We start from the raw sequence: 14849 nt of genomic DNA on the forward strand, positions 1-14849 counted from the left end.
AGTACATATTCTCCATTTAATTTGACTCTTAACAGGTTTTTTGAGACAATATACATGTTTTCATGTATTTACTTCGATTATATGATTAGGTAATTTTGACTTGTTGAATTTTAACTAAACACAAAAATCATGAAAAGAATTAGACAGGTTTTGATGGGGTTATTGATAACATTTGTACTGGTAGGCTGTATGGATGATGGCCAGGATGATATCATTGAAGATGGTGATGTAACTGAAGCATCCTTGATCGGTAAGTGGAAATATGCTGGTTTTCGAATAGAATATTATATCAATGGTGTCCTAGACGATGTTGAGGAAGGTAATGAAAATGGAGATGATGGTGAGTATTCTATCACCTTCAATTCCAACAAGACTTACAAAGTCATTGATGGAGATTATACATCCGAGGGGACATATGCTTTTGAAAATGGAAAGCTAATGATAACCTACACAGAAGAAGTAGATTTAAATGGAGATGGTGAAGTTGAAACGGTCACCTATACTGAAGAAGTGGATGCTTTTTTTGAGGCTGGGAAGCTTGTTTTCAAATACGAGGATCCTTTATCTCCTCCTGGCTCTGCTGATGAACATCTAGAAGTAGGTTATGAATATTTTGAAAAAGTATCATAAGCCAAAATTCAATGAAACAATTTTACTTAACATATTTGTTGACTATCCTTTCCCTTTCGGCTATTGCGCAGCAGAGCTTTGTCGGGATACAGAACACTTCCCGAAGAGGTGTCCTACATGCAGTAATGAATCCTGCTGAAGTGGCCAACCTTTCCAAAAATGTAGATGTAAATCTATTCTCAGTAAGTGCTGGAGTTGGCAATGATGTCCTTTTTTTCAATGAAATAATAGGAGAGGAGGATATTGCCGATCTATTGTTCGACCGAGTAGACAATGCTCCAGTAAACCTAAATGCCGAATTAAATTTCTTAGGTCCTTCTTTCGCATTCAAAGCGGGAAAATGGGGCTTTGGAATTTATTCACAAGTCGTGGCCAATGTTGGTGTTATGGATTTGAACTCGGAATTGGGAAGGGCATTTACAGATTTTGACGTTGCGGGAAGCAGGGAACTCAGGATACAATCACCCACCAACCAGCGGGTCAATGTAGTTGGATGGGGAGAAATAGGAGGGACTGTAGGAAGAAAGATCTATAGCAATGGGCAACATGAGGTTTCAGCTGGAGTGGCTGTGAGATTGTTGATGCCGGTAGCTTATGTGAATGCCGGTATTGCTGATTTGGATGGTACTATCCAAATAGATGAAAATGAAGGGGTAGCATTGACTGATGCCACAGGCGTATTGAACCTCAGTTACTCTCCGAGTGCCATTGATGAAGATCTGTATGGATTGGGATTGGACAATCTATCTCCAGCTAACATGTCAGGATTAGGCTTTGATTTGGGTCTTAGTCATGTATATTATGTAGAGGGTGTGGCAAAAGCTCATTCAGGGATTTCATTGAAAGGGCTAGGAAGTCTTGATTTTGGCGATTCCCAGATGAGCAGTACCTTGACTATGAACATTCCAAGCAACAATAGTTTTCGATTGGATGAATTGGAGGGTGATATTGATGAGATAGAGGAGCAACTTCTGGCAAGTGGATATTTTTCGAAAGTGACGGAAAGTGGCCATATTGCCAGGTTGCCTAAATTATTGACTGCCTATACAGATGTGCGGGTGACAAAGGTATTTTATCTCAGCCTTTTTGGTCAATGGGGTTTGTCTGGAAGAAATGACAATCAGCAGATAGCCTCCCAAAACATATTTGCAGTTACCCCTAGGTTAAAATTGGGCGGATTTGAATTGTATTCACCCTGGGCAAGATACCAGGTGTCCGGATTTACAGGTGGGTTGGGACTTAGGTTTGGAGGGTTCTTTGTAGGCAGCAATTCCGCTATTACGGGATTGTTGGCAGAGACAAAGCAGGCGGATGTCCATCTTGGATTAAACTTGGGTTTTGGCAAGTCCAAGAGGAAAAGTACAACTGAAATTCCAGGGTTTTAAAAGAACGGACTTTTTGAATCTCACAGGCACAGATCTTAATGGGAATTTGTTTCTCTTTGAGGTCTGTGCATTTTTATAAGATAGCTTTTTAGTTCCGAATGCCTTTGTGATCATTTAGTTCCGAATGCCTTTGTGATCATGGTGATGTTTGGCGTTGGCTAATCAGAGAACAGGATTTTGATCAGTTCGGAAGTATTCTTACATCCGGTTTTTGCCAATATATTATTTCTGTGTTTGGCTGCCGTTTTTGTACTGATAAATAGTTTATCTGCGATTTCTGAGCTGGTTTTTCCATCTGCAATCATCAGAATAATCTCTTTTTCCCTGTTTGTTAGCTTGTTGTATGTAGGGTTTTTCTCAAGATTGAAACCCTTTTTCTCAAAGTTTGAGATAGCTAGGTTTATGGCGATTTTCAAGGTTTTCTCATTGTATGGTTTTGTCAGAAAAGCAGAAGGAACAGTTTCAATGGCTCTATTGACCGTTTTTTCGTCTGAGTATGCGGAAATATAGATAAATGGAACTTCCCTGATCGATTTGATTTGCTCCATAAGAGAGACTCCATCAAGCTCACCGCTCAGATGTATGTCGCATAAAATGAGCCCAATATTTTGGTGAAAATGAAAGAGTTCCAGCGCTTTTTTTCCGGTCGATGCTGTTCCTATGCAATTGAACCCCATCTCATCTATCAAGTAACACAGATCCTTGGCTATGAGAATTTCATCTTCTATTATCAAAACATTGTTTGGCATGGTCTAGTCTGTTTTTTTAAACTGGATTACGATCTTCCTTGTACCATTTTCCCTGATTGCCATATTTCCCTCAAGTTGTTCCACCAGGGATTGCACCATGGTGAGCCCAAAAGTGTCAGAGTTTTGGATCAATTCATTGCTGATACCGGGGCCATTGTCACTATAGACAAACTCGACAAGTCGACCCATTACCTGGATATGGACCTGGATAAGAATTTCTTTTTTATGGATATGCTTGAATGAGTTGGTGATCAATTCATTCAAAATCAATCCCAAAGGGATAGATTGTTCAAGTTTCAATTCAAATTCTCCTATTTCAAGCTCATAGTCAAAAGTCTTCGTTTCCGGTTTGAATGCAGTCTCAATATTTTCCACAAGCTCCACAACATATTCCTTACAATTGACGTCCATCATATCGTTTTTCATATATAGCTTCTGGTGGAGCAATGACAAAGCCTGCATCCTCATTTTTCCATCCAAAAGCGCATCTTTTGCATTTTGGTCTTTTACGGTTTTGCTTTGGAGGTTCAAAATACTCGATACCAACTGGAGGTTGTTTTTGACCCTATGGTTCAATTCTTTCAACAAGCTTTCTATCCGCTCGTTTTTTTGTTGGAGGGCTTCATGTTGGGCTTCAATCTCTTCCTTTTGCCAAGCTATTTCAGAAGTCCTTTGTGCCACGAGGTTTTCTAGGTGGTTTTTCTTCTTTCTATACTTATTGATCTGAAAAACCCCCACAAACATAACGAGACCCAAGGTCATGCCCTTAAACCACCAGGTAGCATACCAGGGTGGTAGGACCTGAATCTTCAATTTGGCGATTTCATTGGACCATATGCCTTCATTGTTTGCAGCCATGACCTCGAATACATAATTGCCATGTGGAAGACTGGTGTAGGTAGTGACTCTTTCGGAAGTTTCGGGACGCCAATCTTTATCGTATCCTTTCAGTCTAAACTTATAGCTGTTTTTATTGCCATTGATAAAATTGATAGCACCAAAATGGATGCTGATCACTGATTGGTCATGATGGAGGGTAACTTTCTCTGAAAAGTCTATGGATCTTTGCAACAACCCGGAGTCATCACCAATTCCAACGGGACGATTGAACAAGTCAAACCCAGTGATTTTTACTTTAGGAGGAACTAGATTGGACATGATTTTTTGTGGCAGAAAATATTCTAAGCCATTTGAAGAACCAAAAAACAAGTTTCCCGACATATCCTTGAATGCAGATCTGAAAATGAAATAGTTATCTTGAATGCCATCCTGATGGTCATAACTTTGGAACATACCATCTGCCACCATTTTCGCAATTCCTTCTGAAGTAGATACCCATAGTGTTCCTTGATCGTCTGTCAGGCTTGCACTGATGGTATTGGAAGGCAAATGGTTATTGCTAAAGTATTGGGTGAATTCACCGTTTTTTCTGTCAAACTTGTTTAATCCCAGTTCAGTACTTATCCATAGATGGCCTCTGTCATCTTCTGAAATATGGTTGATTTTATTGTTGCTGAGACCTTCGTTGGAGTTTTGTTGTTTTTCATACTTTGTGAAAGTACTGTCTTGGTTGAGCTTGTTCAGCCCCCCATGTGTACCTATCCAGATATTCTGTTCGCTGTCTTCAAAAATAAAAGATATGAACTCATCGTGGAGGGATTCTGTAGTCAGGTTCTCTGAAATCGGAAAATTTCGAATTTCCAGACTTGATTTATCAATCGAAAACAAGCCCCTTTCACTATTCCCAAGCCATACCCTTCCTTTGCTATCATGAAGAATTGTGAGGTTGAAGGCTGGGATGTAACCATCCTCTGGGTTTTTCAGGTTCAACCTTGAGAATTTTTTGGTAGCATGGTTCCATTCATATATCCGATGTCCCCAGATGGATACCCAATAGATATTTTCGGAAATTTTGGTGATGTTGGTGATCCTGTTTCGACTAGTGGGATTGTCACCGGGAATTTTGTGTTGTGTTACTTTTCCACTTCTAAGGTTTTTTACAAACAGACCTGAATACGTACAGAATAAATATTCATCATCATTATGCTGAAGTATGCTTGTCACCCGTTTGTAGTATTTATCATCAGTTTCCATTACCAATTCCAGGGAGTTGAACTTAGAGAACTGCTGGTGATGCTGGAATACGCCTTCATTGTTCACACCTACCCAAATGCTACTATCCAAGCCAATAGCAAGAGCATAAATATTGTCTCCTCTTAAGGATTTGGGATCATGTTTTTTTGATAATATCCTTTCAAATTTTTCTTCTTCTAAATCAAAAATATTCAATCCGTTCATTGTACCAACCAGTAATTTGTTCTTATTGGTTGGACTTGGAAGTATATTGAAAACAACGTCATTGCTGATGGAACTTGGGTCGGAAGAGCTGAAGTAATATGTCATTTCATTGCTTTCAAGATCCAGTCTGTTAAGCCCCTTGCCGGTTCCTATCCACAATGTACCTTCAGGATATTCCAAAAATTCATAAATAAAATGGTGGCTCAACCGGTTGTTTTTGGATGGGTTAGGCTGAAAATCCAAAAATGTTTCCTTTTCAAAATCGTAAAAATTCAATCCATCTGCTGTTCCGATAAATAGCTGACTTTTATCCTTAGACAAAAGGATGATGCGGACAACATTGGACTTGAGGCCATCTTCGACCAAGAATACTTCAAAAGTCCCGGTTTTTGGATCGAATTTATTGAGTCCATTGTTGGTGCCAATCCATAAATTCCCCTTAGCATCCTCGTCAATTGCCCGGACATAATTGTCCGATATGGAGTTTCCTGAGTTTTTGATAAAACTGAAATTCCTAAAACAATCAAATACAGGGTCATACTTGCTTAAGCCACCACCATATGTACCCGCCCAAATATTGCCATCCGAATCTTCAAAAATAGTCCAGACGAAATCATAGACGAGTGAAGTACTATCATTAGGGTCATGTAGATATTGTTTAAAAATACTACCATCATACTTCCATAGCCCATTCTCACCAGCGATCCATAAATATCCACTTTTTGCATGGATGATATGATAAGGAAATGGTTGATTTAAGCCTTGGTCTATACCTATGTTCCTAAAATTCAATCTATTTTGCTGTGCATATCCAAGGCTACTCAAGGAAATGGTCAACAAGTATAATGGTAGTAGAAAAATCAGTTTCTGGAACATTCACAAAGCTTATCAATTCTTGGGAACAGGTCAATACACTAAAATATGTATTTTTCACTGAAAAATGCCATGTTTTATTGGCTTTCCAACTTGTTCTTTCCAATCAATCCCAGATGGGTGTTGTTGAAACTGTCATCAAACTTCAGTCCATAGCCAAACATCCTATCCATAGCCGAATGCCCAAACAGAAGAACTCCCGACAATGTCAAAAGAGGAGTGTTGAAGTAAAATCCCAGCATCAATACGATCACTGCGAGCAATTTGTGGTGGAAAAAATTGTAAATCCGTGCGCCAATTTTGGGCCCTGCCAAATAGCCAAGCATTGATAAATCCGGAATCAGAATACATGCTGGAAAAATCCACCATGCAAATTCCAATTGGCTGAATAGGATTATGGAAAGTAAAAACTGTCCCAATTCTTCAAGTTTAATAAGTTTTTCCATTTTCTTGCCCATATTTTCTGACTATAATCTGTACCACACAAAGGTCAGAAATTTTAATACAAATGCTCTTGTATTAGATCTTTCAATGTATGTTTTTGTAAAAGAGTTTATTGAATAATTATTGCTATTGCATAGCATTTTTCAGTTTTGCTCAATGCCTCACTCCGGGGGAAAATCCCTCGCCTTTAGGCGAAGACTTTAGTGTTTTTTTCTTTGTGAATTTGGTGTTTTTACTTGGTGATCTTTGTTGTAAAAATTATAACCACTAAGATCACCAAGTTTTTCACAAACACTAAGTCTTGGATGCACTTTAGTCGTCTTAAGACGGGACCAAACCTATCGGTCTCTAACCGATAGTAGTTTAGTTTTTTCATTTTCCCTTTTTTTCGAACTTACATTAATATGCTGTTCACAGGTGTAACGGGTTCAGGTAGATTGCTTTCATCTAGCATATCTCTCAAATCAATTTCTATGGTACGGCTGAGTGCGGCCATTGGAATATCGTTTGCCCCTCCTTCAAATGGGTTTTCGGTAGCTTCACCCACTTTTTCCATGGATGTGAAAACCCATGAAACAATTACAGAAAAGGGAATGGTTAGCCAGACGAAAATTTCGCCAAGTTTTTGAAATTCATTGAGCATACCAAATGGCAGCATCAAAACCAAGAGCCAAACAAAAAATAGATTAATGCTGGCAAATTGTCTGGGATAGGGAAAGTTTTTGATACGTTCGGCTTTACCTTGATGGTCGTAAAGAAAGGACAGTTGCCGCTCCATTTCTACATATTCGAATGGGTCTATTTTACCTTCTGATTTCAAAGACTTTAGGTGTTTTGACTGTAAGGATATGAGTTGCGTAGCTCTGTTCTTTTTGGATAATACATAAGTATGTTCTTCTGCTGAAAGGTATTTTAATAGTTCTTCTTCCAATTTTCCTTCCCATTCTGGAATGGAAAAATAACTGCGGTATTCTTTGAAATGGGCTTTGTTGGTGTTTTCCCAAGATTGTGGTTTCCGCAACTGAAAACGTAAGGCTGTAAGCCAAGCACAATGTCTGTAGATGAGTTGTTGGATTTCGGATTTATCTGCATGCACAAAATCTTTGCTCATAATTCCCCAAGTGCGGCTGGTGTTTACAATGGCTCCCCAAATTTGTCGGGCTTCCCAAAGCCGGTTATAGGTTTGGGTGTTTTTAAACCCCACTATAAAAGCAGCAGCTGTGCCCACCAATGCCACAGGTACCCAAGGTATAGCAATCCATTTTAAATCAAATACTTGAAATAAGATTGTAGGAATGGCGGACAATAAAATCAAAACATAAATATCTCTTCTTGTCCAGAGTAAAAATTCACTGATTTTGTAATGTGTTCCTGTATGCATTTTTTGATTGATAATGGTTGATTAGTTGCTGTAATTCATTTATTGTTAGAGGTGAATTTACTAATTAAAATTCCCACTAAAACTACAGAATAAAATTGACCTGCGACTCCTATGAGCGAGGTGACAAGTTTGGTATAATATGCATTAGGTGTTATGTCACCATATCCAATGGTGGTCAACGTAATGAAACAAAAATATACAAGGTCAATGAATGTGTGTGCTGGGCTTGAAAAGTCTATTCCATTGAATGAATTGGGATCATTGTATATCCAAATCTGAAAAAGAAACACAAAAGATTCTATGAGCAAGAAGAAACCACAGGCAGAAGCCGACATAAGGTCTTTGTTGATGTAACTAGGTTTGAGTAGAAATTTGAATACTTCCAAAAATATGAAAAGAAAGAAAACCACATAACTCACATTGAGCATACACATAAAAACTGGTATATGGTTAAAAACTGGCAACAACACTGGAAAAAGTATCACAATAATTGTCAGAACGTTTTTGATAATATTCTTTGCCTTTCCCTTTTCTATAAATACACCCACACTTGCCAATCCCAAAATCACCATATTGATAGGCCAAAGAATTTCTATATAAAATGGCATATCACGTACCACAATACCAATATATAGATGTTGTATAAGTGCTGCGAGCAGCAATTCATATTTATACTTTTGAAAATTTCCCTTTATTTTATTCACGTATGGGTTCTTAAATATTTTAGTATGTATATCCGCTTTCTTACCAGTAGCCATTTAAAATAATGTATCCATATTGTTTCCGGGGCAAGTTGACTGTCAACCGTCGACAATTATCCGCATGATTACATATGCATAATTTAACTACTGGTGTCATTGCGGATAATCATTTATTTTAGTTTTAAGTCATTAACAACAAATGCATATTTCCCCCTGTCTAAATCCAATCTTGTGATTTTCACTTCATCGTTGAGAGTAAAATTAAAAAAAACTTTGAATGTACCCCATCAGCGTGAATAGATTTGCCCGTCTGCGGTCATTTATGTTCGATATTGTATAGCTTATTTTTCTAAAAAACTCGAATACAGTTAAATATAGACTTTTTTTGGTTGGCACACAGCTTGTCAATCATGGTTTAACCGACTTTACAAAGTTGGGATATTGTATCATCATTCTGCAATTTCCTATGCTTAAAAACTATATCAAAATTGCTTGGCGAAATTTATACAAAAACAAGACTGCTACCGGAATCAATCTCGTTGGCTTGATTACAGGTATGACATGTTGCCTGCTGATGGTGCTATATCTCCAGCATGAATTGAGCTATGATAAGTTTCAGGCAAATGCCAATAGAATAGTGAGGGTGATCATGGAGTATAGCATAGGGGATACCCAGCCTCAAAAAGGTAATTTCACAAGTACGAAGGTGTTGCCTGCCTTTAGACAAAATTTTCCTGAAGTAGAGAATGGTGTCAGGATGACAAGTTCCAATGCATTGGTGAAATTGGATGAGGAAATATTCATGGATCAAAAGTTTCTTTTCGCAGATTCGACATTTTTTCACGTATTCCCTTCATTTAGATTGCTTTCAGGTTCAGAAAATGATGTCTTGGATGCACCTAAACAGGTTGTTGTTTCGGCTTCTACAGCCAAAAAATATTTTGGCAATGATGATCCAGTAGGGAGAATACTACAGATTGGTGCCAATCAGACCGATTACATAGTTACTGGAGTTGTTGAGGATAGTCCTTCCAATTCCCAAATCAAATTTGATTTCCTTGCTTCATTTTCTAGCCTTGGGCCTGCCCAAGAAAGTACCTATTGGAATGCAAACTATACGACCTACCTCTTACTGAATGACGAAAATTCCATAGCAAGTTTGCAGCAAAAGATTGGGCCATTTATGGAAAAGGAAATGGCTGACTATCCAGGCGTCTACTTGAACTATGAATTGGAACCTTATTTAAAAGTTCATCTTTATTCCCCACACAACGGTTTTGAACCCAATGGAAACATCACCTACCTGTATATTACCGGGGGTATAGCATTGCTCATCTTGTTGATAGCATGCTTCACCTATATCAACTTGGGGACAGCCCGTACATTGGAAAGAGCCAAAGAAGTTGGGATCAGAAAGGCAACTGGGGCTGGTAGTGGACATGTTTTCTGGCAATTTATTGGTGAATCTGCTTTTTTAACCACTTTGGCACTTTTGATAAGCATCTGTATGGTTTGGCTCCTGCTTCCATCTTTCAATGACTTGGTCAATAGAGAATTGCCTTTTGCAAGTCTTTTCCAGCCAACCATTGTGCTGAGCATGTTGGTCTTAATGCTCTGTATTTCTTTGCTTGCGGGAAGCTATCCAGCTCTTGTCCTTTCCAAATTCAATCCTGTAAAAGTTCTGAAAGGAAATTTTCGGGGTTCACACTCAGGTGTTTGGCTGAAAAAATCCCTGTTTGTCTTTCAGTTTGTAGTGTCTGTTTTCTTGATCATAGCCACATTTATCATGCAGGGACAGATGAATTTTATCCAAAGCAAAAATTTGGGGTATGATCGGGAACATAGCATATTGTTGGGGGTTGATCAGAAAATCAACGAAAAAAAGGATTTGGTCAAGACAGTGCTAAAGCAGCATTCAGACATCAGGGCAGTATCATTTGCTTATGAAACCCCCGTCAACATCAATGGGGGCTACTCCATGTATAGTAACAACATGACTCCTGACCAATCACTCAGTGTGACTGCCAACCCCATTGATGAAGAGTATATACAGGCTTGTGGCTTGGAACTCGTTGCAGGACAAGATCTTTCGATTCAGGATATCCTGGATGTATCACATGAAGATTATACAAAAAACCACTTCAAATTTATCATCAATGAATCTGCCGCCAAAGTCTTGGGCTGGACAGCCGAAGAAGCTATAGGCAAAAAACTCTTTCTAGACCAAACCCGTCCCGGAGAAGTGAAGGGAGTAGTCAAGGATTTCCATTTTGCTTCCCTGCATAATCCAATTTCACCATTGGTTTTGTTTCCCGAAGGCTGGTCCAATGTGGCTATCATCAAGACTTCGGGACATAACTTGCCAGCAACCCTTTCCTTTCTTGAAGATAAATGGAAGGAAATCGCTCCCTATCGTCCATTTTCATACCAGTTTATGGATGAAACTTATGCGAGCCTGTATTCAAGTGAACTTCGAATCAACAAGATCCTCAGGATTTTTTCTGTCATCACAATTCTCTTGGCTTGTTTGGGATTGTTTGGCTTGGCTTCCTATACGGCAGAACAGCGCACCAAGGAGATAGGGATCCGAAAAGTCCTTGGGGCATCTGTCACAAGTGTCGTGAGTCTGCTTTCCAGAGATTTCATCAAACTGGTGCTTATCGCAATTGCACTTGCAACTCCACTCTCTTGGTATGCGATGAACCGCTGGTTGCAGGATTTTGCTTATAGGATTGAGGTAGAATGGTGGCTGCTTGTTGCAGCAGGATTTGTGGCTGTTGTGATTGCTTTACTGACTGTTGGTAGCCAAGCACTCCGCTCGGCTGTGGCTAATCCAGTGAGGAATCTGAGAAGTGAATAGTTGTTTTGGTGTGTATTCCAGCTCTAGTAGGTAAGTTTTTTTCATGATAAAGAGCTGGAAGCTAGAATTGTACTGCTGCTTTGAAAGATTGGGGAGTTAAAAATTATCTTTTTGTAATGATAATTTTTAACTGTTCAGTTATTTTTACTTTTGAAAAGAGATTTTTCCATACCCAATTATGATTTAACCATGAGTGAAGCAGTGATAAAAGAGGCTTTGAAGCAGCGTGATTTTTTAAAGTTGGAAGTGTGTATTAAAGAAGACCCCAATAGCTTTGACACCCTTTTAAATTATGAAAAAGATTCTTTGATCCAAGGCGCGTTGAAACAAAAAGCATTCTCCTTGATTTTGGTTTTGATGGAAAAAGGGTTGGTAATAACCGATGTATTTGAGTTGGATAAATGGATGGGAAGCTTTATTTTCACTGTGCTTTCGAATACTCCATTTCTTCCAAATACCAATTCCTTCCAGAACCATAGGCAGAGACAAACAGTGGAAAACATGGAAGAGATGGATGAAGAAAGCCTGGGTTTTTTCCGGTCTTTTATTTCTGTGATCGAGAATATTGATGAATCGGTAGAAAACCAGACCATGCTAGAGTTGGCGATATCCAAGAATCTGCCAATACCGGTATTGCAAGTTATAGTTGATAGCGGTTGTCCGGCAAACAGGATAGACCATTCGGAAAACACATTGCTTTTCCAAAAGCTGTCTCCGCAGGTGGGGAGTTGGCTAATCGGGCAGGGCTTGGATGTGAATCATAAAAACAAAGGAAATGTGACTCCTTTGGAAAAGGCAATTGATAATGATTGTATCGATTTGATCAAGGTTCTTTTGGAAAATGGGGCTGATCCCCAACACAAAAACAAGGTTGGAAATTCGATGTTTTGTTTTGCGTTGGTAGATAAGGTTTCCTATGAAGTCTTTGATTTATTGTGCGAATATGATGCACCAGACTTTGGGGAAACCAATAAAACAGGCGGCTCTCTTCTTTTTGAATTCATACATAGAATAAGTTATGTTGGAGATAAGGGATTGCAGTACCTGAGTAGGCTTCTCGAAATGGGAGCTGACCTTAACCAGATCTGCACTACTGTATATGGTGAAGAAAAAACACCACTGGAAGCAGGGATATCCAAAGACTTCAAGGTTTTCGAAATATTGCTTAATCACTTACCCGATGATATAAACCAAACAGATAATGATGGCAATACGCTTTTGCATAAAGTCTGTGCCTATGATTTGAACTTTGATCAGGCAAAGGCCAAAGAACTTTATCAAAAAGTAAAGCTTTTGCTAAGCAAAGGAGCAGATCCAGGGATAAGAAATACAGCTGATAAAACAGCCACCGACTTGGCTACCACTGACAATTTAAAAGAAAAAACAGTTGCATTGCTTTTGAAAAACCAGGTAATGTGAGTCATTCGGAAGATTAAGATAATTAACTTGAACTTGACTGCGTAGCTAATTAGTAGAATGGATGATAAAGTTTACGTAAACAATATTTTAAACTGTAAAAATTATGAGCAAATCATTTTTAATAGCCTGCGAAAATGGCAACAGGAAAATAGCTGAATTGCTGCTAGAGCAAGAAGTTACGGATGTCAATTATACCGATGAGAAAGGCAGAACAGCATTGCATTATGCAGCGCATAGAGGATATAAGGAAATCTGCGAAAACTTGATTGCCAAGGGGGCTGATATCAACTATGAAGAACACAATGGTGAGACCCCACTGTTTTTTGCTGTGCTTCAGAATCAAATCCAAGTGATAAAACTGCTTTTGGACCATCAGGTAAAAACCAATATTACAGATAGGCAGGGGAATAGTTTGCTGCATATAGCAACTAAAAATGGGCATAAACCAATTTGTAAATTGTTTTTGGAGCATGGTTTTGATGTGAATGTCACCAATAATGCTTCAGAAACTCCCTTGATGTTGGCTCTTGTTTATGGCAAAAATATATTGGTTGATTTTTTTATCGAAGAAGGTGCTGATGTATTGGCGAAGACCAAAGAAGGAAACAATCTGCTTCATTTGGCACTTCCATCAGGTAATCTCCCTGTGATCAAAAAAATGTTGGCAAATGGGATACCGGTAGATGAGGCAGATCGCAATGGTGTCACACCATTGCTGCAAGCTTGCTATAACAACAACGTAATGCTCATCCGCTTATTCATGGAAAATGGGGCTGATGTTTTCCAAATCAGTCCGAATGGGCTTTCACCAATCTATTATGCCTGTGCTTACAACCAGAAGCAAATCTTAAAATCCCTGCTGGATCAAGGTTTGGATGTCAATTTTCAAATCCCTTTTCAAGGAGCGGGGGCTATGGGAAGCTACTTGGATTTTGTGGAAACAGCACAAAATATCTCTTCTGATAATCTATTTAAAATCAACAATAACTATACGGCTGGTGGAGAGAGTCTGCTTCATATTGCAGTAAAAAATGGACATCTTTTTATGGTAGAATTGCTGCTGGAGAAGGGTGCCAATGTGAATATTCAAGATGAATCAGAGAATACAGCGCTGCATTATGCTGCATCCAATGGAAGCAAAGATATCGTCCTTCTATTGATCAAAAATGGTGCAGATGTCAACCTTACGAATTCGAGAGAACAAAAAGCCATAGATTACGCCAATATCAAAGGATATAATGAAATATCCGCATTGATTCTTGGACAAACTTCAGGTTCCCAGCTAACAAGCCAATCAGACAATCCGCAAAGTACCCATGTGAATAAGGGCAAAAGTCTAGAAAAAGATGACATCAAGTCCAAATTAAAAGAACTGAAGAGCCTTTATGAAGAGGACTTGATTTCTGAAGATGAATTCAAAGAGAAGAAAACAGAGTTGTTGAAATTCCTTTAAGCTAGATGCTACAATCGAGCTGAAAAATACTCGGTGAATATAAATTGAAGGCTTTTGCGGTTAATTTTTATGTGTGTCCGCTTTCTTGCACGTAGCCAATCAATAGGATGCTTGATGAACGATTTGAGGTTCTGTGGACTGTTGACAGTTGTCCACGCCACAGGCGCGCAAGTTGTTGACGAGAATCCGCAACACATAAAGCCTCTTCATACCCAACGTGCAACATTGCGGATAATCATATTACTTTTTCTTGTTTTTATCTTTTTCTTCATTGTCAACTTCCTGGCCTCCTGATTCTGGTGAATCTTTTTTCTTTTTGCCTTGGCTATTTTTATATTCCTCTTTTTTGGGTGGCCTTGCACCATCTGAATCACCAGGTGTCTTCCTGTTTGAACGTTTGTCTACATCATCATCTTTCTTTTTCCCGAAATCCAAAAGTGGTAAAATTCCCGTCGGTTTATTATTTATCGTAAGCATCGTTGATTGTTTAAGGTCTGCGATATTGCTGATTCAAACTGTCCAACAATCATTCCATTTAACGGATGTTACACTTTATAACCTGAGTTCGATTGTTATCACAAAGTCAAAATCAATAAAAATATCCAGTTACAAGGCAAATTTTTGAGGGATAGCCTAAGCTATCGCTCAGAAATTTA

The 14849-nt window shown here is 38.7% G+C and carries 11 protein-coding genes; 5 read left to right on the forward strand and 6 right to left on the reverse strand.

The window, feature by feature from the left end:
* The first annotated feature begins 129 nt into the window (after positions 1 to 129).
* Both ACFSKL_RS17890 and ACFSKL_RS17895 read left to right on the forward strand, forming a co-directional pair.
* Positions 130 to 630 carry a hypothetical protein gene (locus ACFSKL_RS17890; RefSeq protein WP_376887938.1) on the forward strand — a complete coding sequence of 167 codons (501 nt, stop codon included), beginning with the start codon at positions 130 to 132 and terminating at the stop codon, positions 628 to 630.
* Between the two features lie 11 nt (positions 631 to 641).
* Positions 642 to 2015, forward strand: coding sequence for a DUF5723 family protein (locus ACFSKL_RS17895; protein WP_376887941.1), 1374 nt, complete (start codon positions 642 to 644; stop codon positions 2013 to 2015).
* Positions 2016 to 2173: 158 nt separating this feature from the next.
* Here ACFSKL_RS17895 and ACFSKL_RS17900 read toward each other — a convergent pair whose 3' ends face one another.
* The 5 genes from ACFSKL_RS17900 to ACFSKL_RS17920 form a co-directional block, all read right to left on the reverse strand.
* Positions 2174 to 2764: a response regulator gene (locus tag ACFSKL_RS17900; protein ID WP_376887944.1), complete on the reverse strand. Its 591-nt coding sequence runs from the start codon at positions 2762 to 2764 to the stop codon at positions 2174 to 2176.
* Positions 2765 to 2767: 3 nt separating this feature from the next.
* Complete coding sequence (locus ACFSKL_RS17905) at positions 2768 to 5938, reverse strand: ligand-binding sensor domain-containing protein (protein ID WP_376887946.1); 3171 nt, start codon at positions 5936 to 5938, stop codon at positions 2768 to 2770.
* Between the two features lie 74 nt (positions 5939 to 6012).
* A complete protein-coding gene (locus ACFSKL_RS17910) occupies positions 6013 to 6381 on the reverse strand; it encodes a DUF4260 domain-containing protein (RefSeq protein ID WP_376887949.1) in 369 nt (122 codons plus the stop codon).
* 392 nt (positions 6382 to 6773) lie between these two features.
* On the reverse strand, positions 6774 to 7760 hold the full coding sequence (locus ACFSKL_RS17915; RefSeq protein ID WP_376887951.1) for a bestrophin family protein: 987 nt from the start codon (positions 7758 to 7760) through the stop codon (positions 6774 to 6776).
* A gap of 35 nt (positions 7761 to 7795) precedes the next feature.
* Entirely contained in the window at positions 7796 to 8464 is a 669-nt protein-coding gene (locus ACFSKL_RS17920) for a potassium channel family protein (protein WP_376887954.1), read from the reverse strand.
* A 463-nt stretch (positions 8465 to 8927) separates the two neighbouring features.
* Here ACFSKL_RS17920 and ACFSKL_RS17925 point away from each other — a divergent pair, with 463 nt between their 5' ends.
* The 3 genes from ACFSKL_RS17925 (at position 8928) to ACFSKL_RS17935 (ending at position 14193) form a co-directional block, all read left to right on the forward strand.
* Positions 8928 to 11321 carry an ABC transporter permease gene (locus tag ACFSKL_RS17925; RefSeq protein WP_376887956.1) on the forward strand — a complete coding sequence of 798 codons (2394 nt, stop codon included), beginning with the start codon at positions 8928 to 8930 and terminating at the stop codon, positions 11319 to 11321.
* A gap of 189 nt (positions 11322 to 11510) precedes the next feature.
* Positions 11511 to 12740, forward strand: a complete 1230-nt coding sequence (locus ACFSKL_RS17930) for an ankyrin repeat domain-containing protein (protein WP_376887959.1) — start codon at positions 11511 to 11513, stop codon at positions 12738 to 12740.
* A gap of 103 nt (positions 12741 to 12843) precedes the next feature.
* A complete protein-coding gene (locus ACFSKL_RS17935) occupies positions 12844 to 14193 on the forward strand; it encodes an ankyrin repeat domain-containing protein (protein WP_376887961.1) in 1350 nt (449 codons plus the stop codon).
* Positions 14194 to 14433: 240 nt separating this feature from the next.
* Here ACFSKL_RS17935 and ACFSKL_RS17940 read toward each other — a convergent pair whose 3' ends face one another.
* Complete coding sequence (locus ACFSKL_RS17940) at positions 14434 to 14670, reverse strand: hypothetical protein (RefSeq protein WP_376887963.1); 237 nt, start codon at positions 14668 to 14670, stop codon at positions 14434 to 14436.
* Positions 14671 to 14849 lie beyond the last annotated feature (179 nt).

Origin of the sequence: Belliella marina (assembly GCF_042682445.1) — a bacterium.
In the GTDB taxonomy this organism is placed as follows: domain Bacteria; phylum Bacteroidota; class Bacteroidia; order Cytophagales; family Cyclobacteriaceae; genus Belliella; species Belliella marina.